The organism is Granulicella tundricola MP5ACTX9 (assembly GCF_000178975.2).
GTDB lineage: Bacteria > Acidobacteriota > Terriglobia > Terriglobales > Acidobacteriaceae > Edaphobacter > Edaphobacter tundricola.
In genome coordinates this window covers 3,114,067-3,135,911 of record NC_015064.1, presented here as the reverse complement: position 1 = coordinate 3,135,911, position 21,845 = coordinate 3,114,067, and the positions used below count along the sequence as shown (strand labels likewise).

19 protein-coding genes are annotated in these 21,845 nt (G+C 59.4%); 13 read left to right on the top strand and 6 right to left on the bottom strand.

Going from position 1 to position 21,845, the window contains the following annotated elements; genetic code table 11:
• Positions 1-300: 300 nt before the first annotated feature.
• Positions 301-2,019 (top strand): MFS transporter, encoded by a 1,719-nt coding sequence (locus ACIX9_RS13415; RefSeq protein ID WP_013581029.1) that lies wholly within the window; start codon positions 301-303, stop codon positions 2,017-2,019.
• Between the two features lie 60 nt (positions 2,020-2,079).
• Positions 2,080-3,258, top strand: coding sequence for a GGDEF domain-containing protein (locus ACIX9_RS13410; protein ID WP_013581028.1), 1,179 nt, complete (start codon positions 2,080-2,082; stop codon positions 3,256-3,258).
• A gap of 15 nt (positions 3,259-3,273) precedes the next feature.
• Here ACIX9_RS13410 and pgm read toward each other — a convergent pair whose 3' ends face one another.
• The 3 genes from pgm to ACIX9_RS27745 form a co-directional block, all read right to left on the bottom strand.
• Positions 3,274-4,911 (bottom strand): phosphoglucomutase (alpha-D-glucose-1,6-bisphosphate-dependent), encoded by a 1,638-nt coding sequence (pgm, locus tag ACIX9_RS13405; RefSeq protein WP_013581027.1) that lies wholly within the window; start codon positions 4,909-4,911, stop codon positions 3,274-3,276.
• Positions 4,912-5,124: 213 nt separating this feature from the next.
• On the bottom strand, positions 5,125-5,376 hold the full coding sequence (locus tag ACIX9_RS25865; RefSeq protein WP_013581026.1) for a hypothetical protein: 252 nt from the start codon (positions 5,374-5,376) through the stop codon (positions 5,125-5,127).
• A 13-nt stretch (positions 5,377-5,389) separates the two neighbouring features.
• The gene (locus tag ACIX9_RS27745) at positions 5,390-5,602 is read right to left on the bottom strand and encodes a helix-turn-helix domain-containing protein (RefSeq protein ID WP_013581025.1); all 213 of its coding nucleotides are present in this window, start codon (positions 5,600-5,602) and stop codon (positions 5,390-5,392) included.
• A gap of 6 nt (positions 5,603-5,608) precedes the next feature.
• Between ACIX9_RS27745 and ACIX9_RS13395 the strand changes: the two genes are divergently transcribed.
• Positions 5,609-5,995, top strand: a complete 387-nt coding sequence (locus tag ACIX9_RS13395; RefSeq protein ID WP_041597113.1) for a hypothetical protein — start codon at positions 5,609-5,611, stop codon at positions 5,993-5,995.
• Here ACIX9_RS13395 and ACIX9_RS25860 read toward each other — a convergent pair.
• Entirely contained in the window at positions 5,978-6,217 is a 240-nt protein-coding gene (locus tag ACIX9_RS25860) for a hypothetical protein (RefSeq protein WP_157477549.1), read from the bottom strand. The two genes, ACIX9_RS13395 and ACIX9_RS25860, sit on opposite strands and share 18 nt — an antisense overlap.
• A gap of 275 nt (positions 6,218-6,492) precedes the next feature.
• Entirely contained in the window at positions 6,493-7,461 is a 969-nt protein-coding gene (locus ACIX9_RS13390) for an IS1595 family transposase (protein WP_013581024.1), read from the bottom strand.
• A 475-nt stretch (positions 7,462-7,936) separates the two neighbouring features.
• Between ACIX9_RS13390 and ACIX9_RS13385 the strand changes: the two genes are divergently transcribed.
• The 6 genes from ACIX9_RS13385 (at position 7,937) to ACIX9_RS13360 (ending at position 15,043) form a co-directional block, all read left to right on the top strand.
• The gene (locus ACIX9_RS13385; protein WP_013581023.1) at positions 7,937-9,325 is read left to right on the top strand and encodes an MGH1-like glycoside hydrolase domain-containing protein; all 1,389 of its coding nucleotides are present in this window, start codon (positions 7,937-7,939) and stop codon (positions 9,323-9,325) included.
• Positions 9,326-9,420: 95 nt separating this feature from the next.
• Positions 9,421-10,476, top strand: coding sequence for a tRNA lysidine(34) synthetase TilS (gene tilS, locus ACIX9_RS13380; protein WP_013581022.1), 1,056 nt, complete (start codon positions 9,421-9,423; stop codon positions 10,474-10,476).
• Positions 10,477-10,690: 214 nt separating this feature from the next.
• Positions 10,691-12,610 carry an ATP-dependent zinc metalloprotease FtsH gene (gene ftsH / locus ACIX9_RS13375; RefSeq protein ID WP_013581021.1) on the top strand — a complete coding sequence of 640 codons (1,920 nt, stop codon included), beginning with the start codon at positions 10,691-10,693 and terminating at the stop codon, positions 12,608-12,610.
• A gap of 161 nt (positions 12,611-12,771) precedes the next feature.
• Positions 12,772-13,293, top strand: coding sequence for an LPS-assembly lipoprotein LptE (locus tag ACIX9_RS13370; protein ID WP_041597786.1), 522 nt, complete (start codon positions 12,772-12,774; stop codon positions 13,291-13,293).
• On the top strand, positions 13,293-14,477 hold the full coding sequence (holA, locus tag ACIX9_RS13365; protein WP_013581019.1) for a DNA polymerase III subunit delta: 1,185 nt from the start codon (positions 13,293-13,295) through the stop codon (positions 14,475-14,477). Before ACIX9_RS13370 ends, holA begins: the two co-directional genes overlap by 1 nt.
• A gap of 110 nt (positions 14,478-14,587) precedes the next feature.
• Complete coding sequence (locus ACIX9_RS13360) at positions 14,588-15,043, top strand: hypothetical protein (RefSeq protein WP_013581018.1); 456 nt, start codon at positions 14,588-14,590, stop codon at positions 15,041-15,043.
• Here the strand turns inward: ACIX9_RS13360 and ACIX9_RS13355 are convergent.
• A complete protein-coding gene (locus ACIX9_RS13355; protein ID WP_013581017.1) occupies positions 15,040-15,960 on the bottom strand; it encodes a hypothetical protein in 921 nt (306 codons plus the stop codon). The two genes, ACIX9_RS13360 and ACIX9_RS13355, sit on opposite strands and share 4 nt — an antisense overlap.
• A 266-nt stretch (positions 15,961-16,226) precedes the next feature.
• On the opposite strand from ACIX9_RS13355, the gene ACIX9_RS13350 reads away from it, so the two are divergent.
• The 4 genes from ACIX9_RS13350 (at position 16,227) to ACIX9_RS13335 (ending at position 21,842) form a co-directional block, all read left to right on the top strand.
• Entirely contained in the window at positions 16,227-17,084 is an 858-nt protein-coding gene (locus ACIX9_RS13350) for a VWA domain-containing protein (protein WP_232298716.1), read from the top strand.
• Positions 17,085-17,291: 207 nt separating this feature from the next.
• Entirely contained in the window at positions 17,292-18,890 is a 1,599-nt protein-coding gene (locus ACIX9_RS24825) for a hypothetical protein (protein ID WP_198152101.1), read from the top strand.
• 170 nt (positions 18,891-19,060) lie between these two features.
• A complete protein-coding gene (locus tag ACIX9_RS13340) occupies positions 19,061-20,311 on the top strand; it encodes a TCR/Tet family MFS transporter (RefSeq protein ID WP_013581014.1) in 1,251 nt (416 codons plus the stop codon).
• Between the two features lie 4 nt (positions 20,312-20,315).
• Complete coding sequence (locus ACIX9_RS13335; RefSeq protein ID WP_013581013.1) at positions 20,316-21,842, top strand: sialate O-acetylesterase; 1,527 nt, start codon at positions 20,316-20,318, stop codon at positions 21,840-21,842.
• Positions 21,843-21,845 lie beyond the last annotated feature (3 nt).

The following is a 21,845-nucleotide window of genomic DNA, read 5'->3' as shown; positions in this document are numbered from 1 at the left end:
GAATAGCCACGCATCAGCCCCCACCGCGCTGCGTGGCTTTCCTTTTTAAGCTAATCCCTAAGACGACCAAAAGCGGCACAACATTCGCCGCCGCGCTGCGTGGCTTTCCTTTTTAAGCTAATCCCTAAGACGACCAAAAGCGGCACAACATTCGCCGCCGCGCTGCGTGGCTTTCCTTTTTAAGTTAGCCACCTCAGACGATCAAAAGCGGCACAACATTCGCCGCCGCGCTGCGTGGCTTTCCTCTTTTAAATCGACCCTTTTTAGCGATGCGTTCAGGCGTTTAGACTGAAGGAGCCGATGCCACTCGAACAGCCCAACGCTTCTCCTGCCGAGTCCTCAGTCAATCCAGCTTCGAGCGGCTTCGCGCCGCTTCATATCCCTCTCTTCCGCGATCGCTGGATCGCTTCAACGGTGTCCTCCCTGGGAACGTGGATGCAGGACACGGCAGGCACCTGGCTGATGACGCTGCTGACGTCGTCCCCACTGCTCATCGCGCTCATGCAGACGGCGGCCTCATTGCCCGTGTTGCTGCTGGGCCTGCTGGCGGGCGCAACGGCGGATATCTTTGACAGGCGCAAGCTGCTTATCTTCTGGCAGGCCTGGATGCTGGGAGCGGTTGGCTTGCTGGCCGTGCTGACCTTTCTGGGGCACATCTCGCCCTGGGGGCTGCTCGCGTTTACCTTCCTGCTGAACATCGGGTCGGCGATGAATAATCCCGCCTGGCAGGCCATCGTGCCGGAGCTGGTGCCTCGCGAACTGATCCCCGATACCGTTTCGCTCAACGCCGCTTCCAATAACCTCGCTCGAGCCGTGGGTCCCGCTTTGGGTGGCTTGATGGTAGCTGCCTTCCAGCGAGCCACGATGGGAGCAGGGTCGGTCTTCGCGCTGAATGCAGTCTCGTTTGCGGGCGTCATCTGGGTGCTGGTGAACTGGAAGCGCATGCCGCTCTTCAAGTCGGCCCTGCCGAGCGAACGGATTGCCGCTTCGATCCGCAGCGGCCTGCGCTATGTGCGCTACTCGCCGCCTCTGCAGGCATCGCTGCTCCGCGCGTTCACCTATACCTTCTTCGTCTCCGCCATCTGGTCTTTGCTGGCGGTCGTCGCGAAACGGGACCTCCACCAGGGAGCCCTGGGCTACGGAATCCTGAACGGCTCGCTCGGACTGGGCGCAGTCATTGCAGCCACGCAACTGCCGAAGGTCCGGCGCCGCTTCTCCGCGGACAGGATCATCGCGGCCTCGACCCTCTACAGCGTCTTCACGATGGTCATGCTGGCGTATGTGCGCTCGCCGTGGATCATCATTCCCGTACTGATCGTGTCGGGCTCCGCCTGGACGAGCACCATGTCGACCATCAATACCTCCGTCCAGCTTGGCGCGCCCGCCTGGGTTACGGCCCGCGCCCTGGGCACCTACCTGATGATCTTCCAGGGTGGGATGGCCCTCGGATCGGTCACTTGGGGCTTCCTGGCGGAGCACACCACCACCCCGACCGCCCTCGCATCCTCCGCCTGCGGCCTCCTCGTCACCCTGCCTCTGGTCTACCGCTTCCACATCCTCCAGGGCCCGCTACCAGACCACACACCCTACCAGTGGAAGCGCCCCGCGCCGGAGCTTGTGAGCCCCTTCGGTGTAGATGGCGCGACGACGGGCCTGGGCCTGGACGCCGAATACCACGAGGGTCCGGTGCGGATCTCGGTGGAGTACAGGATCGAGCCGGAGCGGTATGTGGAGTTTACTCATGCGATTCACCAGTTGCGTGGGGTCCGGCTACGCGATGGTGCGCTGCGGTGGGGCATCTTCCGCGAGGCCGCTGACCCATCACACCTGAACGAGACGTTCGTGATGGAGTCCTGGCTGGACTACCTGCGTTCCCGCGAGCGGATGACGGCCGCCGACCAGACCATTCGAGACCGCGTGCATGCCCTACATGCGAGTGACGAGCGTCCGCGGGTGACTCATCAGATATACGTCCGTGAGATCACACCAGAGCTGAAAAGTCCTACACAGGAGCCTTAGTTTCAGGCAAAATCATAGGACCGGCCAGATACCAGAGACCAGTCCCAAGGGGGAGACGATTTGAGCATTCACACGCTCCATATCGAGCACGTGATGCTGCTGGCGATCTATAGCCTCCTCACGGTCGCAAACTCTCTCCTGTACCGCAACGTCAAGGGCATCCACTGGTTCTCGCTGTATAACGTCTTTGCGTTGCTTGGCGCGATTGCTGTCGAACTGCGCGGGCAGATCCCGGACTTCCTTTCCATCGTCGTCGGCAATCTGTGCGTCATGACGGGTTATGCGCTGCTCTTCTTCTCGCTCGCCGCCCTGGCCGAGCGCAGCATTCGTCAGACCTACTTCCAACTGCTCCTCCTGGCAGCCGCCGTGGTCACCATGATGCAGTGGGGGTACTGGCATCCGGAGACGAAGACTCGTCTTCTGGCGTACAGCCTGATCCTCTTTCTGCAGCAGGCGCACATCGCGTTTTTCATCTGCTTTGCCCATGCGGGCAAGCTGCGCCGCGTGGGCAGCGCGATGGCGGTCATGCTCGCCGGGCTGGCGGCGATCAACGTTATCCGCATTCTCGGCGTCAGCCTGCACGGAGCACCCAGCGACTACCTCCAGGCTGGACCTTTCCTTGCAGGCATTGTCGTCGCCAATACCTGCCTCCAGTGTGGGGCGATGGTGGCTTACGTCTGGATGACTGCCTCGCTGCTGCGCAAGGAACTGGAGCATCAGGCGCTCTCCGACCCACTGACCGGCATTCTCAACCGTCGCGCGATCCAGAAGGCTGCCGAGCGCGAGATCGCGCTGAGCCGGCAGAGGTCCCTGCCGCTGTCGGTGATCACGGTCGACCTTGACTCCTTCAAGAAGATCAATGATTCATACGGCCACCACGCCGGCGACGCAACGCTCATCGCGGTCGCGGACTGTCTTCAGCAGGCGATGCGGGGCACCGACCTCCTGGCCCGGACCGGTGGAGATGAGTTCACGATTCTGCTTCCGCGTACCAGTCTGCAGTCAGCCGATGAGATCGCGGAAAGGCTCAGAAGCTGTGTCGAAGCTCTCCGCGTTCTGCATCAGGATGTCGAGACGACGATCACCGCGAGCTTCGGCCTCGCGACTCTCGAGAGCAGTACGCTTACCTGGGACCATCTGATCAACACCAGCGACAAAGCCCTTTACAGGGCCAAGCGGGCAGGCGGCAATATTGCTCTCACCACTCCCGACCCCAGCCCAACCCTGCTCGCCGGTTGAGCCCGATTCTTTTTGCTAGCTGCCGATTGCCGCAGTGACGAGAGCCTGGGCCTCCTGCTGGATCTGCTTGAGGTGGGACTCGCCTTCGAAAGATTCGGCGTAAATCTTATAGACATCTTCGGTTCCGCTGGGACGGGCAGCGAACCAGCCTTCCGCAGTGGTGACCTTGAGGCCTCCGATGGCGGCGTGGTTCCCGGGAGCTTCCGTGAGGATGCTGGTGATGTCGTCGCCGGCGAGGGTTTTGGCGGTGACCTGGCTGGGGGACAGCTTGCCTAGCTTGGCTTTCTGGTCCTTGGTGGCCGCGGCGTCGATGCGCTGGTAGACGGGTGCGCCGTACTTTGCGGTGAGGTCGTTGTAGAGCTGTCCGGGGTCCTTGCTGGTGACGGCGGTCATCTCTGCCGCGAGCAGGCCGAGGATGAGGCCGTCCTTGTCGGTAGTCCAGACCTTGCCGTTGCGGCGGAGGAAGGTGGCACCGGCGGACTCTTCACCGACGAAGCCGAGGGAGCCATCGATCAACCCGTCCACGAACCACTTGAAGCCCACAGGGACCTCAAGCATGGGGCGGTTGAGGCCCTTGGCTACGCGGTCGATCATGGAGGATGAGACGAGGGTCTTGCCGATGCCTACGTTCTGCGCCCAGTCCGGCCGGTGGGTGAAGAGGTACTGGATGGCGACGGCGAGGTAGTGGTTGGGGTTGAGCAAGCCGGACGAGCGGGTGACGATGCCGTGGCGGTCGTGGTCGGTGTCGCAGGCCCAGGCTACGTCGAACTTGTCCTTGTTAGCGATCATGCTGGCCATGGCGTTGGGGCTGGAGCAGTCCATGCGGATCTTGCCGTCCCAGTCGCAGGTCATGAAGCGGAAGGTGGGGTCGACGTGGGGGTTGAGGAGCTCGACCGAGAGGTTGTACTGGTCGAGGATGCGGGGCCAGTAGTAGACGCCTGCGCCTCCGAGGGGATCGACCGCGAGCTTGAGGGTGGAGTTCTGGAGGGGGTCGAAGTCGATGACGTTGGAGAGATCGTCGACGTAGGCGGTGAGGAAGTCATGGCGGTGAGTGGTCTGGGCGGCGAGAGCTTTGGTATAGGTGGTGCGCTTTACGCCGGCGAGGTGATTGGTGATGAGGTCGTTGGCGCGGTTCTCGATCCATTTTGTGGCGGTGGTGTCGGCCGGGCCGCCGTTGGGGGGGGTGTACTTAAAGCCGCCGTCCTCAGGGGGGTTGTGGCTGGGGGTGATGACGATGCCGTCGGCCAGGTCTGCGATGCGGTTCTCGTTGTAGCGGAGGATGGCGTGGGAGAGGGCAGGGGTGGGGGTGTAGGAGAGGGCGGAGTCGACCATGACCAGAACGTCGTTGGCGGCGAGAACCTCGAGGGCGGTGGAGAAGGCGGGGTCGGAGAGGGCGTGTGTGTCCTGGGCGAGGAAGAGGGGGCCGGTGATCTTCTGGGCGGCGCGGTACTCGACGATGGCCTGGGTGATGGCGGCGATGTGGTCGTCGTTGAAGCTGGTGAGGAAGGAGGAGCCCCGGTGGCCGGAGGTGCCGAAGGCGACGCGCTGGGCGGGGATGGTTGGGTCCGGGTGCAGGTTGTAGTAGGCGGCGATGAGGCGGGGGACGTTGACGAGAGAGTCGGGTGTTGGGTGCTGGCCGGGCTGGTTAGGCATGTGTCCCTTGGATGCTGCGTAGATGCGAAGTGGAGTTCGGTTGGCTAGAGGAGTGTAACGGAAACTCGGTTTCGTGCGCCGCTGGGGGTATCCCCCACCCCGGTGGTTCGATCTAAAGTATTCATTCTATTTTGTTTATGTTGGTAAAAACATACTTGACTAACCAAACCCCATCTCAGATGATTTTGGGGTGCGTTGTATTGGATAGTATGACTATTTCTGATTCGACAAAAGACGCGATACTAGATCAACTATCTCAGTGCTCGATCCGCCTATTGTGTTCTGAGATTCAGTTTCGGAGAGTTTTTCCCGAGAGTTCCAAACTGATTCGGCCTTTGAGTATTCTTCAGAGAAACCCGGAACTGTTTTGTGGAGAGTCTGAAGGGTAAGGAAAGCAATTTCATTGGTTCTCGTGAACGCTTCCAATAGAACTTTTAACGTGTTGTTTGCTTCGCCTTCAGTCATGTTTCTCGTCTCCTCATAAACCTTTCAAAATCTCAGACAGGCTCGAATCTAGAGCCGTCACAATGTCTTTTAGCCTCTGGACCCCAACCTCATGTTTCCCACGTTCGAGGAGAGACAAGTGAACTTCATGGACTCCCGAGTGTTCCGCTAGATCAATCTGTCGCCATCCCCTAGCGATTCGCAAATCCCGTATGCGCTGCCCCAACGGAATGAGAACGTCGCCCATTCCGCAATGTTCCGCTTAGTGAATATACTAGATTTAGCAAATTTGCTAAGCGGGGTTGAGATGGGAGATTGGTTCACATCCTGGCATTGGCCGACAGGGCATGAGCTTGCTATCTGTGGGATTATCATCGTGCTTCATGTGGTCTGGAAGACTGTTCAAACGAGTTTGGCGGAAATAGCCAAACTTCGTGTCCAAATCTCGGAACTATCTGAGTTCTTGGGATACAAGCCGGAACCTACCTATGCTTTCACTCGGGAAGAGTTCGAGGAAATGAAGGTTGAACAAACGCCTGAAGTGATTGAGAGAATGTCAGAGCAGTTGAAAGAACAAAAGAAGATACTCAAGGCTAAACGCCTTAGATCAAAGCAAAGAGGTTTATTTAGATGGTTTTGACTGAAACTCCGTCCCAGATTTCAACTTGGCAATCTGAAGCGTGTCAGAGACTCGACGTAGTTCTTGACCGGATTCGCGAATCTCACGCGCTTTTGCTCTCACTTCGCCAACAGCAGTCCGACTTACACGTTCTGCCAGATCGTCAACCAAATCAGCAACTTCACGGCTAAGTCTTTCAGTAACCTCTATCAATTTCAGTAATGCTTCTTGCGTCTCATCCATTGCCACGCCTCTTTCGCTTTGTCTTACACTCTACAGCCTGTCCACTTTCCGGACAGGTTTTCGTGCGTTTAGGCTCAATTTTGAACAAGTTCGCTAGGATGCGTCTAATAGGTTATGAAAGATCACGACGCAGAAACAACGTCCTCCCGTCCCAACGAAAAAGCCTATCCTCCTGAGTACTCGCGGTTTCGCGCTTTACTACGACAGGTGGTAAAACCTGACCCACCGCATCCCTCAAATCAGGGCGAGTCGGACCCCGCTGTTTCCGATTCAGATTAGAATTTCGCGGTTTGACCTGACCTCCCGGTAAGGTCTGCATATGTCAACTGACGGTTTACGATCTCTTTGAGTACGGCTTTGAAGCGGGTTGCGTCTGTGTGCCTGACTTTGCCAACCCAACGATGATTGAAGCGAAATACTTGCTCATTGACGTACCGACCCAAATGCTCGGGCTCTACTGATACATAGGTGCCAGCCAAACCACGTTTGAGCAATGCCCAAAAGTTCTCAATACCGTTGGTGTGGACCTGACCGCGAACGTATTCGGTCATATGGTTCACAAAGTCATGCTCATATTTGAGTTTCAAACCCGTATAGCCAACGTGACTGTCTGTGTAGACCGTAGATCCAAACTTGACGTGTTTCTGGACAAGGGCTTGCATCGTTTCGCGTTGTGCCGCTGGTATGACTTCAGCACGAACTTTCTTGTTCTCGCGGTCTACAGCACCCATGACAATGCTCTTATTTTTGTTGTCTCCGCCCGAACCCGCAAATGCCCGTCTTTGTTTGTTGTGCATGTTCTTCAACTTGCCACCGATATAGGACTCGTCAACTTCGACCGCTGTATCAGCCCCGCCAAGTTTAGAGCCGTCTTCAGGTGCCATTGCTTCCCGTATACGGTGGGTCATATGCCACGCAGATTTTTGAGTGATTCCGAGAGAACGGGCGATCTCATAGGACGAAACCCCATTTCGGCAATTCGCCAGCATCCACATAGCGACAAGCCATTTGTCTAAACCGAGGGGCGAATCCTCAAATATCGTTCCACGCTTGACTGAGAACTGTTTACGACAGGCTTTACACTTCCACCGCTTTTGCGTCGCAAGCCACGTATTGTTCTGCTTCCCGCACCAGCAGCAGGTTGGTTTACCATCAGGCCAGCGCATCTCGGAGACGGAATCAATGCAGACCTGTTCGTCGGAGAAATACCGGACCGCTTCGATGAGTGTTTTGGGGTAATCCATGCGTTTAGATTAAAACTCAGCGTGTGGTTAGTCAAGTAAGTTATTACCTTTATGTTTATGGTGATTGTAAAGTATTCAATCGAAAGGAGTTGCAGGTAAAGTCTTGATTCGATTGAGGTTGCTGATGGAGGTTATAGAAGCTCACCCACTTCTACTGCTTCTATTTTATCAGGGTAGGCGGGGTAAATACCCCAACTATTTCTGGAGCGTAAGTGGATTGGAATGTTCGGTTTAGCCACGAAAATCGGCTAGTGGGGGCTTGACACGCGAGTTTTGGGGTGTTTTTGCATAAAATAGTTGTAAAACGTTGTTATCAAAAGGGTTGTGGTCGCGCGAAGGAGAGCGGTCGTTTGCTTCCGCAAACGATATCCTACCCTGTCGCGATGAGGCTGCGCCGAGGATGGGGCACCCAGCGGTGACGATGATGCCTGGCGGTCGGTACACTCAGGGTGCTTGGGTTTGCTGGGGAGAGATTATGAGTCGGATGGGTGGGCGGCGGGAGTTTTTGAGGCGAGCGGGAGTTTTGGCGGCGGGGGTGGGAGTTGCCGGGCGGGGTATGTTGGGGCAGGCGGTTGGGGAACAGCAGACCCCGGCGGCTAAGCCCGTGCCGGCGATGGTGGCGGCGAATGCTAAGTGGAAATCGACCTGGAGCGATGCACTGACGGTGCTGGCGGGGAATATCAAGATGACTCCGCATTACCCTCGGCCCCTGCTGTTTGAGGGTGCGGTCTATGGAGGGTGCTGGCAGGAGTGTGGGCCGATGGAGGGGCTGGTTTACTCGTCTCTGGGGCAGTATGTGCCGGCGATGGCGGGGGTGCCTACTCCGGTGCAGGTGGCGAAGGATAACCATATGGCGTTCTTTGCGCTGCAGACGGCGGAGGGGCAGATTCCATCTTCGATCAAGGCGACCGCCTCGCCTGAAGGTGGGCTGGGGCAGATCCAGATGGTGGTGCCGATTGCGGCGACGGCTTGGGAGCTAGCGCAGGCTACGGGAGATGATGAGCTGCTGGTGGCGGCTTACAAGGCTGGCGGCAAGTGGGATGCCTGGCTGAGGCAGTATCGGGATACGCGGAAGACGGGGCTGGTGGAGGGGTTCTGCACGTACGACACGGGGCATGACAACTCGCCGCGGTGGAAGGGGATTCCGAACCGTTGTCCGGATGCGGATGCGAGGAAGTTTCCGGCGCTGCCGGGGATGCCGAGGCTGTGTCCCGATCTTTCGGCTACGGTTTATGGCGGGCGGGTGGCGCTGGCGGCGATGGCTCGGGAGTTGGGGCGGCCGGATGAGGCGGATCGTTGGCTGGCGGACGCCGAGACGATTCGGAAGCTGATTATTGCAAAACTTTGGGACCCTAAGGATGCGGCTTTTTATGACCTGGATTCCGATAACAAGTTTGTGAGGGTGCGGGGGGATCTGATTTCGCGGGTGCTGGGGGAGCATGTGCTGAAGCTGTCGGATGCTGGGGATCGGCAGATCTTCAATGCGGTTTATACGCGGCAGATTGTGAATCCGAAGGCTTTCTGGGCGCCTTATCCGCTGACCTCGATTGCGATGGATGATCCGGCTTTTGTAAGGCCGATTCCTCGTAATAGCTGGGGTGGGGCGAGTCAGGCGCTGACGGCGCTGAGGGTGCCGAGGTGGATGCCGCACTATGGGAAGCATGCGGACTTTGAGCATTTGATGAGGCAGTGGTGCGAGGCGATCAGCCGGCATGGGGAGTTTCGGCAGCAGATGGACCCGGAGACTGGGGATTTCACGCAGGCTGATCCTAGTGGGTACTCGCCGGCTGCTTTGGTGTTTTTGGATTTTGCGCGGAGGTTGGGTCGGGCGGATCTGGGGGCGGAGGGGAAGACGCAGGGGTAGCATTCCCTCAGCGGCTAAAGCCGGATTTGTGGTGGGGATATGACGGCGGGGCTTAAGCCCCGCCCTTTCAAAACGGGATCAGAGGTGGAGTAGACGTGTTGGCGCTTCCGAGTGTGGGGTTGAAGGTGGGGGAGAGGGTCTGCTGCGCGGTATCGGGCGGGGCGGACTCTGTGGCGATGCTGCTGCTGGTTTGTGCGGCTAATGGGGGGAGTAAGGGGTTGGGGTTGGGGGTCTCTGCGGTGCATGTGAATCATGGGCTGCGCGGGGCGGAGTCGGATGGGGATGAGGGGTTTGTGGCGGCGCTGTGTGAGGGGCTGGGGGTGCCGCTGACGATCGAGCGGGCGGATGTGGCGGGGCGGGTGGCTGCTCGGGGGGAGACGGTTGAGGAGGCGGCGCGGGAGGTTCGGTATGAGTGCTTTCGGCGGCTGATCGCTGAGGGGCGGGCGAATGTGGTGCTGACGGCGCATACGCTGGACGATCAGGCGGAGACGGTGTTGATGAAGTTGCTGCGGGGGGCCTGGACGGAGGGGTTGGGAGGGATCTCGCCGGTGGTGGAGGTGCCGGGTGGGCGGGTGGTGAGGCCGGTGCTGGGGGTTCGGCGGGGGGAGTTGGTTGAGTTTCTGAAGGCGAAGGGGCAGGGGTGGCGGGAGGACTCGTCCAATGCGGATGAGGCGTTTACGCGCAACCGGCTGCGGCATACGGTGATGCCGGTGCTGCGGGCGGAGAATCCTTCGGTGGACCGGACGCTGGCGAATCTGGCGGAGGTGGCTCGGGAGGAGGAGGCTCGGTGGGGGGTGGAGCTGAAGCGGCTGCTGCCGCAGGTGCTGCTGCCGGGTAAACCAGTGCGGGGCGGGGGACGGGCGAACTCAACTGCGGTGGATGGCGGGGCGGTGGCGATTGAGATCGAACGGCTGCGGGCGATGGATGGGGCGCTGCGGCGGCGGGTGCTGCGGGCGGCAGCGAGGGGGATTGGGGCGAGACTGAGTTTTGACGAGACTGGGCGGCTGCTGGCGCTGGCGGGGATTGGGCCGGCGGACCCGACGGTGCCGACGAAGGCGGGATCGGTGTTGAAACTGGCGAATGGGCTGGTGGGGGAGCGGAGTGTGCGAGAGCTGAGGCTCTCGCGGGCCGGAAGCGGGAGTCAGGGCTGAATGGTGGGAAAGTGGACGTAAGTTGCAGGAAACGGGCGGGAATTTGGCGCGCGTGAATCCTTCGGCTAAGAGTAGAATCTAAGCTAATTACGTAGCGGTGCCTTTCGTCACTTTGCGAATCAGTACACGTCTAACGAATGAGAGCCCTGGGGCTGAGTTGAATCGAAACCCTGGGGAGTTAAGTTTTACCCTGGTTCACCACGAGGAAATTCGCTTGAATTCGACCGTTAAACAACTTTTACTCTGGGTTTCGCTGCTTGCCTGCTTGTTCATCCTCTGGAACTACGTCGCCAAGACCACGGGCGGCGGCAAGGAAGAGCAGGTGAGCCTGTCGCAGCTTCAGAACGACGCAGACGCCGGCAAGATCCAGGACGTCACGGTCAATGGCAATGAAGTTACGGGCCACTATAAGGACAAGAAAGAGACCTTCCACACGATCATCCCGAGCAACTACCCGGATCTGTACAAGAACCTGCGGGAGCATGGGGTAGGGATCACGATCAAGGACCAGACGCCGAGCTTCTGGGTGAATGCGCTGGTGAGCCTGGCGCCGGTGGCGCTGCTGCTGGGGCTGTTCCTGTTCATGATGCGGCAGATGCAGTCCGGCGGGAACAAGGCAATGAGCTTCGGCAAGAGCCGTGCGCGCCTGCTCTCCATGCAGCAGAAGAAGATCACGTTCAAGGATGTGGCGGGTGTCGATGAGGCTAAGGAAGAGCTGAAGGAGATCATCGAGTTCCTGCGCGAAAGCCAGAAGTTCCAGAAACTGGGCGGCCGCATTCCCAAGGGCGTGCTATTGGTCGGACCTCCGGGAACGGGTAAGACCTTGCTCGCCCGCGCTGTTGCAGGCGAGGCAAACGTTCCGTTCTTCTCGATCTCCGGCTCCGACTTTGTGGAGATGTTTGTGGGCGTGGGCGCTTCGCGCGTGCGCGACCTGTTCGAGCAGGGCAAGAAGAATGCTCCTTGCATCATCTTCATCGATGAGATCGACGCTGTTGGACGGCACCGCGGTGCCGGACTGGGCGGCGGACACGATGAGCGCGAGCAGACGCTGAACCAGTTGCTGGTGGAGATGGATGGATTCGAGGCCAACGATGGAGTGATCCTGGTGGCTGCTACGAACCGTCCGGATGTGCTCGACCCGGCTCTGCTGCGTCCGGGCCGTTTCGATCGGCGCGTGATTGTGGATCGTCCTGACATCAAGGGGCGCGAAGAGGTTCTGCGCGTTCACTCGAAGAAGGTTCCTATGTCTGAGGACGTGAACCTGAACGTTCTGGCTCGTGGGACACCGGGCTTCTCCGGCGCGGATCTGGCGAACATGGTAAATGAGGCTGCGTTGACCGCGGCTCGGTTCAACCGCAAGGCCGTCCACATGTTCGACTTCGAGACCGCGAAGGATAAGGTCATGATGGGCGCGGAGCGGAAGTCGATGCTGCTGTCCGACGAGGAGAAGAAGGTGACGGCGTATCACGAGGCCGGGCACGTTCTGGTCGCGGCGCTGCGGAACCACTCTGATCCTCTTCACAAGGTGACGATCATCCCGCGCGGTATGGCGCTGGGCGTGACGATGCACCTGCCTGAGGAAGATAAGCACACCGTCACCAAGGATTACCTGGAGACTCAGTTGGCTGTATTTATGGGCGGACGCTGCGCGGAAGAGATATTCCTGAAGCAGATGACGACCGGCGCGGGCAACGATATTCAACGGTCCACGGCGCTGGCTCGCGCGATGGTTTGCGAGTACGGTATGTCGCGGATGGGTCCGCTGACCTTCGGCAAGAAAGAAGGCGGCGAGGTGTTCCTTGGGCGTGAGATTGGCCAGGCGCGTGACTTCTCAGACGATACGGCGAAGCAGATCGACGAAGAGGTCCGCAACTTTGTGGACGCGGGTTATCAGTCGGCTTACTCGATTCTGGATGGGAACCACGACATCATGCATCGCATGTCGGCCGCCCTGCTGGAGCGGGAGACGCTGGATGCGGCTGAGATCAAGCTGATCATCGAAGGCAAGGAGCTTCCGGAGGCGCGTTCGCCACTTTCGGCGGTCGATCCGGGTCCCGGTGGCGACGTGCAGAAGGTGCTGAAGCCTGAGAACGGCCGGAAGCCTGGATTTGAAGGACAGCCTAGCCCTGCCTAGAACAGTGATTAGTAGTTTGTGATTAGTAAGGCGTCCCCGTTCCGGCTTTGCTGGAGCGGGGATTTTCTTTGTTCGGGCTTTGCTTACGCGGGTTCTTGCCTGTGGAAAGCGGGGTTGTTCTCTGCATCGCGCAGGGTGTGGGTGCGACAATGGAAGAGGCGATGCGACGACTTTTCATGCTGTTTTTGTTGGTTTCTATGGTGCTTCCGTTGAGTGGGTGCGGGTACCACACGGCTGGGGCGGCTACACATCTGCCGGCTTCTGTGCGGACGGTGGCGGTGCCGGTGTTTGAGAATCGGACGCAGTCTTTTCATACGGAGTTTGCGTTTACGCAGGCGGTGATCCGGGAGTTGAATACGCGGACGAAGTACCAGGTGCTGAATACGGATGGGCCGGCGGATGCGACGCTGAAGGGGACGATTCTTTCGCAGACGGCTTCGCCGCTGACGTATGACTCGACCTCCGGGCAGACATCTTCTTACCTGGTGACGATTACGGCTCGGGTGGTACTGACGGGGAGCGATGGGAAGGTGCTGTATCAGAACGATGCGCTGGCTTATCGGGAGCAGTATCAGTCGACGCAGGATTTGTCCGGGTTTATCCAGGAGGATGGACCGGCGGTGAGACGGATGGCTCGGGACTTTGCGCAGACGCTGGTATCGAATGTGTTGGAGTCGTTTTGATGCCTAAGGCTGTGATCAAGAGTTTTGCGAGTTCAGATCGATTTCTTTCGGAGCTGCGGTCTGGCAGCCTAAGGCCGGGGTATGTGCTGGCGGGGGATGAGGCGTTTCTGTATCAGCGGTGCCGGGATGGGGTGCTCGATGCGCTGGCTCCGCCGGATCAGCGGGACTTCTGCCTGCATGACCTGGACTTGGGTGAGACGGCGATCTTCGATGTGCTGGACCGGGCGCAGACGCCTTCGCTGATGGTGCCGTTCCAAGTGATCTTCGTGCGTGGGTTGAAGGCGCTGTACGGACGGGGGTCGAAGAAGGAGGAGTTTGCGGCGATCGACGCTTACTTCCGGCGGCCGAATCCGCAGGCACTGATTTTGTTTGTGGCGGATCATCTTTCTATTCCGACCGATCTTCGGCGCATGGATATGACCGACAAGGAGCGCTACGACCGCATCCGCGAGACGCTGGGCGACTGGTGTGGGTTGGTGGAGCTGGCGCGGGTTGAGGAAGGTGATGCTGCTCGGTGGTTGATGGAGACGGCGGCTGAACGTGGGGCTCGGATTGAGACGGACGCGGCGAGGGAGTTGGTGGACGCGCTGGGTGCGGACATGATGCTAATTGCCAGTGAGTTTGAGAAACTGTGTTTGTACGCGCAAGGGAAGCAGTTGCTGACGCTGGCGGGGAAGCCCGCAGTTGAGACGCCGGCGATTACGCTGGGCGATGTGGAGACGATGGTGCTGGCGGCGAAGCAGCGGTCCTTGTATGAGCTGACGGATGCGATCTCCGCGAAGGACCGGCCGCGTGCGCTTGGGCTGCTGCATGGGTTGTTGAATGCGAGCGATGGTGGCGAGGATTCGGCGATCGGGCACTTGTATATGCTGGCGCGGACGTTCCGGCAGATGCTGATTATTTCGGAGAAAAATGTCAGGGACTCAAGGGCGATCTGGGGGGTGCTGTGGCAGGGCTTCCGGATGCCTCCGTTTGCGGCTGAGGAGCTGATCAAGCAGGCTCGGAGATACAAGTCGCGGGGGGATCTGACGCGGGCGTTGCGGTTGATTGCCAAGGCTGACCTGGAGATTCGGTCGAGCCCGCCGGATAAGCGGCTTGTGCTGGAGCGGCTGGTGCTGGGGCTCGCAACCGAGGCGAAGGTGAATGTGTATGAGGCCAGCGGGCAGTTTGCGATGGAGCTATAGGGCTTAGGCGGTGGCCTTTACGGCTTCCGTGGCCTTTGGTATACAAGGCTTGAGTCCCTTTTGGGTTTAGAGGGGAAGTTGATCGAGCGCGCTTCATAGGAGTCCAAATCGTGAGACGTTTTGCTGCCACACTCTTACTTTCCGCCAGTTTGTCTATGGGTTATGCCGCATGCCAAGGTACTGCGCACCCGCTGCCCAAGCCTGTGTTTATTGCGAAGACGATTGTCATCCTCAATAACACGCACAACGAGGCTGTCGAGCAGGGTGCGGTTGAGGCTTTGAAGCGGTGGGGGAAGTTCACTATTGTCGACGACCCCGACCTGGCTGACATCACGCTGACCTTCGATAAGAAGTCTGAGCATGACGGCACCAGTTCACAGAAGCCGGATAAGGATGGGAATCCAAGCTCCAGCTACAGCATGTCCTTCTCGTCTTCGATCCACATGCATGCTTCGCTCAAGGGTGCTTCGGGCTCTTTCTATAACGCTACGACGACTGAAGGGAAGAAGAAGGCCGGGGCGGAGTGCATCGTCGATCTCCAGCAGGCGTATGCGAGCGGACCCTAGGGCTTTGGTGGCAAGACCCGTGCGTTCTGCCAACGTGCGAAACAGAGCATGAGAAAGGTCATCCCGCTGACCGCAACCGTGACGGCGATCGTGATGAAGACGTCGACATAGAACGGATCGGCCCGCTGGCTGGGGATATCACCCCACTCCACCACCGCGAGTCCATCCGGCACGTTGATCTTCTCGTCGAGTAGTTTGCGCGCCACAGTGCCAGAAATGCCATGACTCAGTGTGCCCGTGAAGTTGTAAGGCACACCATCGGTCAAGGGTGCCGGCAGAATCGGTGAGCCATGTTCGGAGCTCGCAGTCCTGCAATGCACCAGGTAGCGTACAGGCGCTGCCTGCGTCCAGTTTGACTCGACCACCGGGGCGAAAGCATCCCAAAGCTCTCCGGCCTTCGAGGTGACGATGAATTTTTTCGGTACGTTGCCGTTCAGGGAGATATAGCCCTGATGTTGGTCAGGGCCGGCCGGAGCGGTCGCGAGGTCCACCTGGTCCACCGGTTTAGCCTCTTCCTGTTTGTGTCCCACATATAGTACGGCTGCGATGACAGCTCCGAGCAGGGCCATGCCAGCTGGGATCGCAAAGACAAAGCCCCATGTCATGGGATTCGGAAAGCTTGCATTCCTCGGGTTCGCGTAGACGAGAAAAGCCTTGGTTTCAGCAAAAGCGATTTTCTTGAATACTGTTACTAAAGCTAAGAGGGGGATGCAGCCGACTAACATCGTCAGGACCAGCGTCATCTTCAGCGATGCAAACCCAAGGAGCCGCATCTGGCTGTCGACGACAAGACCTGGCAGCCCGCTTTCGGTATAAGCGCCGTGCAGCGCATAGGCAAAGAGCAAGCCTAGATAGAGATACGTGGCGAGTAAAATCCATCGATTTCTTCTTTGCTCTGTCCTGGCGATCTCCATCATCACGCCAATCTACAGCAATGCGAGCCGGCGCTGCTTGAAAAGGAGCCAATAGTCCTGGCACCGCGCCCATAAAGATCTCGCGTCCCAAGCTTGATCATGACATCGGCTGCATCGTCGATCCTGGCCAGCCCCGTGCGTTCGCTTTGACGGAACCACCGGCGGTTTTTTTGCGTAAACCCATCATGCTTTCAAGTGTGCGAAGCTTCCTAACCGCAGCTCTTTTGCTACCCCTTCCTGTTCTTGCTCAGAGCTTTCCTCCGCTGAAGGTGGAGACTCATCTGATCGATACGACAGTCAGCGTGCACGATGGCTCCGGCGGGCTCGTCAATGATGTTGCCAAGGACGACCTCACCATCATTGAGGACGGCGTTCCTCAGACGGTCCGCTTCTTCTCGCACGCCGATCAGCTCAACCTCAGTATCGGCCTGGTGATCGACGCGAGCGGAAGCCAGGAGAAGTTCATCAAGGAGCACGAGCATGATATCGCCGACTTCCTCCATCAGACTCTGCTTCCCGGTGACCGCGTCTTTGCGGTTTGCTTCGGGAATCATCTGCGGCTGGTGAGTGACTGGACCGGCGACCAGGCGGCTATCATCGATAACCTCCGCAGCTACGATAAGGGCCATCGGGACGGGCCGGAGCTCGGACCGATCGAAGAGCGGGAGTTTGGGACCGCGCTCAACGACGCCATCTTCTACTCTGCGACCGAGAAGATGGCGGATGTTCATCAGCGCCGGAAGGTTCTGGTCGTCTTCTCTGACGGCGAGGAAAACTCCAGTGAACACGATCTTGTCGATGCGATTGAAGCTGCGCAAAACAATGACGTGCTGGTGTATGCGATCCGCTACACGGAACTCAATCATGGCAAGATGAATGCGCGCGACCGGTATGGCATGCGCGAACTCGACCACCTCACCGCGCAGACCGGGGGCAAGTCCTACGATGTGCATGCGATGAAGGTCAGCCAGGCGTTTGCGGAGATCGCCGGTGAGCTTCGCTCGCTTTATGGTGTGGCGTATCAATCTACGAACAAGGTTCGCGACGGTGCCTTCCGCAAGATTGTGATTCAGCCGAATCGTCCGGGACTGGTGCTTAGAGCTCGCGCCGGGTATTACGCGAAGTAGTTGCGTCTTTGCTGACGCGGCGTTAAGCCTGGTTCAGGCTCAGTTCCGCTTTTGATAGAACGAACGGCTTATGCCATCTGACTACTTCGTCTGGCTCGGTAACACCTTCGTTGGGTGGCAAATCTCGCTTTTCAAAGTACTATCAAGGAATTCCCGAATTAGGAAAATTCCATTTTGCTTAAACACTCTGCTTTTCTCCCTTGTGCCTTGGTCAGCTTCGTGCTTCTTACCGGTTGTGGAGTGACGCAGAGTCCTTCTGCGACGGTCGGCCCCGCGGGACCTGCGGGCGCGCCTGGTCTCATCTTTCTCAACGCCTATACTGCGACCCTGCAATATGTCCCGACGGATGTCGTGACGTACCAGGGATCTTCGTATGTGGCGCTCGCCACGAGTACCGGTGTAGCACCTGTGGGAGCGACTGCGAGTGCGACCGATTGGGCGGTACTGGCGCAGGCGGGGGCGACCGGGGCTCCTGGAGCCGTGGGAGCCGTGGGAGCCGCGGGTCCGCAGGGCATTCCGGGCTTGTCTGGCGCGCAGGGGCCTGCGGGTTCGCCTGGGACGGCGGGAGCACAGGGAGCTGTTGGAGTCGCGGGTGCGCAAGGGGTGCAGGGTCCTGTCGGGCCGATCGGGCTGACGCTGCAGAGTTCGTATCTGCCGAATCAGCAGTATGCTGCGCGCGATGTGGTGCTGTACCAAGGCTCGTCTTACGTAGCGCTTGCGGCGAATATGGGCGTGGCTCCGCTGGGGGCTGCGATGAGCGGCGTGAACTGGGCTGTGCTCGCACAGGCTGGGGCAACGGGAGCGACCGGCTTGCAGGGTCCGGCTGGTCTCACGGGCGCCATGGGTCCTCAGGGGCCACAAGGTGCTGCGGGACCTCAGGGCATGATGGGTTTGCCGGGTGCCACTGGTGCTATGGGACCTCAGGGCTTGATGGGTCTACAAGGTTCGACGGGGGCTATGGGGGCTATCGGTCAGCAGGGGACACCTGGTGTTGCCGGGGCGCAGGGAACTCAAGGACCTGCTGGGGCTGCCGGGGCTCAGGGGTCACAGGGCGTTGCAGGTTCTCAAGGGCCTACCGGTGCGACGGGTGCAACAGGGCCTGCGGGACCTTCGGGCACGAGCGCCGTTTCGTATCTTCAGAACCGGAAGTTGGGCGTGCAGGGAGACAGTTTTTCCGCGCTCTTCAATAACGCATGGCAGAACGTGGTGACCTCGCGAACTGGGATGACGCTGGCCGTGCAGGAGGCGCATCCGGGAAAGCGCTTTGATACGGCGTTCGAATGCTGGAGCAATCCCGCCGTAGGCGGCATGCTGGGTCCCTTTACCGCAAGTCATAACCTCTCTGGCACGGGGGGGACCTGTGCTCAGGCTACCTTTGGAATTTCTGATGGCACCCTGTTTGCGGACAGCCTGGCGAACGTCGACCTGGAAGTGATTGAGTTGGGAACGAACGATCAGTCGACCACTCTTGGGCAACTGGGTGATGCGACCAATTCAGGCACCTACTACGGAAACATGCGCTGGGTGGTAGAAAACTACCTCAATGCAAAGCCGACGCTCCGTGTGGTGATGGTGACTTTGCAGTTCAACAACTTTGCCTCTGCCGCGACCAACCAGCAGTATGCCGATGCGACGGTGGCCTATGGGAACAGCATCGGAATCCCGGTCATCAACATGTTCAAACTGGGCGGAGTCAATGCGATCAGTTCTCCCGTGCTGCTGCGGGATGGTGCCCATCCAAGCGACTTCGCGTTTGCGAATTTCTATGGGCCGGTGATCGCGCAGCAGCTTCAGACACTTTTCTAAGGCAGTTCTCTTTGATGAGCTGTACTTCGGGATATACTTCTGGTCGTAGAGGTGTGGTTCAATGCGGATTGATTCTGAACTCGTGAAGTAGCTTCCTGCGTGGCTGTCTGCCGCGCGCTGCTGCCAATGCACGGATAGCTCCGTGCTTACAACGATCAGGATGTCTCTGCATGATGCGCTCCAACTCACGCTCTACGACCCTTATCTTTCTTATCGTGTTTCTGGATGCCATGGGCATCGGGATCGTCTTTCCGGTGCTGCCGGGACTGCTGCGCTCTTTGCTGCATGGACAAGGGCTGCATGGGCCGGGCGACGTGGTGCGGCAGTATGGCTATCTGCTGGCGGCTTATGCGGCGACGATGCTGCTGGCGAGCCCGGTGCTCGGGGCGTTGAGCGACAGGTTTGGGCGTCGGCCGATTCTGCTGCTGTCGCTGATGGGGACGGCGGTGGATGACCTGGTGATGGCGCTCTCGCCTACGGTGTGGGTGTTGTACGTGGGGCGGGCGGTGGCGGGGCTGACTGGGGCAAATATGACGGTCGCGAATGCCTATCTGGCGGATATCAACTCTGCCGAGACGCGGGCGGCGGCGTTCGGGCGGATGAATGCGTTCTTTGGGGTGGGGTTTATTGCGGGACCGGTGCTGGGTGGGTTGTGCGGGACGTACTCGCTGAGGGCTCCTTTTTATGTTGCGGCGGGGTTGAATCTGATTGGGTTTTTGGTGTGTGCGCTGGTGCTGCCGGAGTCGCTTGTGGCGCGGGCGGCGGTGCGGCCGCGGATTACCCTTGCGCAGTTGAATCCGTTTGCTGCCATGCGGGCGATCAGCGGGCTGCATGGCGTGGGCCGGCTGCTGTATATGTTCTGCACGATCGACCTGGTGGGGCAGGTGCCGGCGGTTTTGTGGGTGCTGTATACGACGGGGCGCTTTCAGTGGACACCTACGGTGGTGGGGATCTCGTTTGCGTACTTTGGGCTGTTTCATGCACTGTGCCAGGCATTTCTGCCGGAGCGGTTGCAGAAGCGATGGGGTGAGCGGGGGACACTGATGATCGGGATGACGGCTGACAGTGTGGGGATGGTGCTGTTCTCGCTGGCGCGGAGTACGGCTGCGGTGTTCGGGATGATTCCGCTGCTTTGTCTGGGTGGAGTTTCGCTGCCGGCGTTGCAGTCGTTGCTTTCAAACAGCGTAGGGGATGAGCGGCAAGGCGAGATGCAGGGCGTGCTGACAAGCTTCAACGGGCTGATTGCGGTGACGGGGCCGGTGCTGGCCTCGGGTGTTTATGGCTTGCTGCGGGAGCGGGTGCCTTCGTATCCGGGAGCGGTGTGGCTGGTGCCGGTTATGCTGTACTTGCCTTGTTTCCTGATGGTCGCGGTTGGCGGCAAGCTGGGGCGCAGGGCATCTGTAACGACAGACGGGGAGTGATGGGATGAAGGCAGTGCGGGTCATGATGGCGGGATGTTTGATGTTTGGCTGCGTTGCAGCCAAGGCGGAGTTGCGGTTGCCGAAGGTGATCTCCGATCATGCGGTGCTGCAGCGGGAGAGGCCGATCCATGTCTGGGGCTGGGCGACGCCGGGAGCCAGGGTGAAGGCTGAGTTTCACGCACAGACTCGCTACGCTGAGGCAGATGCGCTGGGACGTTGGAGCCTCTATCTGCAGCCTGAGAAGGCTGGTGGTCCGTATGAGTTGCGGGTGAGTGGGGATGGCGGTGAGGCGACGGTTCGCGATCTGCTGGTGGGCGATGTGTGGATCGCATCCGGGCAGAGCAATATGGAGATGCCGCTGCAGGGCTTTGGGCCGGGCACGCCGATCAAGGACGGCGAGAAGGAGATTGCAGCAGCGACGCATCCGAAGATGAGGCTGCTGCTGGTGGAGCATAAGAGCTCCGAGTATCCGCTGGATGATCTCTCGACGACGTGGACGGAGTGTACGCCGGAGACGGCGAAGAGCTTCTCCGCGGCGGCTTACTTCTTTGGGCGTGAGATCAGCGCGAAGGAGAATGTGCCGGTCGGGTTGATCGATTCTTCGTATGGCGGAACGCCGGCGGATGCGTGGGTGTCGCTGGATACGCTGGGGACGGACGCGAGCCTTCTGCCGGCGTTTGCGAGCCGTGCGACGTTTGCCAATCAGCAGACAGACATACGCGCGTTGATCGCAGAAGAAAAGCGGGAGGATGATGCGGCGCGGGCCGCGGGCAAGCCGGTTCCGAGTCACTTCTGGCACCCGGATGAAGCTCCATGGCGGCCGGCGGGGCTTTACAACGGGATGATTGCGCCGCTCGCGCCGGTGACCGTGAAGGGATTTCTCTGGTATCAGGGAGAGGCGAACAGCGGCTATGACCGTGCGCCTGAGTATGAGCGGTTGTTTGGGGCGATGATCGGCGACTGGCGACGGCATTTTGAGCAGGGGAACCTGCCCTTTTTGTATGCGCAGATTTCGAGCTACGACTCACCCAAGGAGTATTTCTCGCTGGTGCGCGAGGAGCAGCGTCGAGTGCTTGAGGTGGCCAATACGGGGATGGTCGTAACGCTTGATGTGGGGAACGCGCACAATGTGCATCCGGCAGATAAGCAGACGGTAGGCGCTCGGCTGGCGCTGGCTGCGAGGCATGTGGTCTATGGCCAAGAGGTCGCCTACGAGGGGCCGCTGTTCCGCGAGGCGACGACGGAGATGGGTAAGGATGGGGTCAAGGCGATGCGGGTGTGGTTCGATGCGGGGAAGGGGCTGACGTTCCGGGGCAAGGCTGCCAGTGGGTTTGAGCTGGCCGGGGCGGATCATCACTTCCTGCTCGCAGAGGCGGAGGTTGAAGGCGAGAGTGTCGTGGTGCGGTCGCAGGCTGTGCCGCTGCCGGTTTATGTGCGGTATGGCTGGTCGAGCGTGGTGCCGGAGAGCCTTTACAACGCAGCGGGTCTGCCTGCTTCCACGTTCAGCTCAGAGCCGGTGCCTAGCCGCTAGCTT

Coding starts and splice junctions, on each gene's coding strand:
- ACIX9_RS13415 (WP_013581029.1), top strand. CDS start 301: ATGCCACTCGAACAGCCCAACGCTTCTCCTGCCGAGTCCTCAGTCAAT.
- pgm (WP_013581027.1), bottom strand. CDS start 4,911: ATGCCTAACCAGCCCGGCCAGCACCCAACACCCGACTCTCTCGTCAAC.
- ACIX9_RS25865 (WP_013581026.1), bottom strand. CDS start 5,376: ATGACTGAAGGCGAAGCAAACAACACGTTAAAAGTTCTATTGGAAGCG.
- ACIX9_RS27745 (WP_013581025.1), bottom strand. CDS start 5,602: ATGGGCGACGTTCTCATTCCGTTGGGGCAGCGCATACGGGATTTGCGA.
- ACIX9_RS13395 (WP_041597113.1), top strand. CDS start 5,609: ATGTTCCGCTTAGTGAATATACTAGATTTAGCAAATTTGCTAAGCGGG.
- ACIX9_RS25860 (WP_157477549.1), bottom strand. CDS start 6,217: ATGGATGAGACGCAAGAAGCATTACTGAAATTGATAGAGGTTACTGAA.
- ACIX9_RS13390 (WP_013581024.1), bottom strand. CDS start 7,461: ATGGATTACCCCAAAACACTCATCGAAGCGGTCCGGTATTTCTCCGAC.
- ACIX9_RS13385 (WP_013581023.1), top strand. CDS start 7,937: ATGAGTCGGATGGGTGGGCGGCGGGAGTTTTTGAGGCGAGCGGGAGTT.
- ACIX9_RS13370 (WP_041597786.1), top strand. CDS start 12,772: ATGCGACGACTTTTCATGCTGTTTTTGTTGGTTTCTATGGTGCTTCCG.
- holA (WP_013581019.1), top strand. CDS start 13,293: ATGCCTAAGGCTGTGATCAAGAGTTTTGCGAGTTCAGATCGATTTCTT.
- ACIX9_RS13355 (WP_013581017.1), bottom strand. CDS start 15,960: ATGATGGAGATCGCCAGGACAGAGCAAAGAAGAAATCGATGGATTTTA.
- ACIX9_RS13340 (WP_013581014.1), top strand. CDS start 19,061: ATGATGCGCTCCAACTCACGCTCTACGACCCTTATCTTTCTTATCGTG.
- ACIX9_RS13335 (WP_013581013.1), top strand. CDS start 20,316: ATGAAGGCAGTGCGGGTCATGATGGCGGGATGTTTGATGTTTGGCTGC.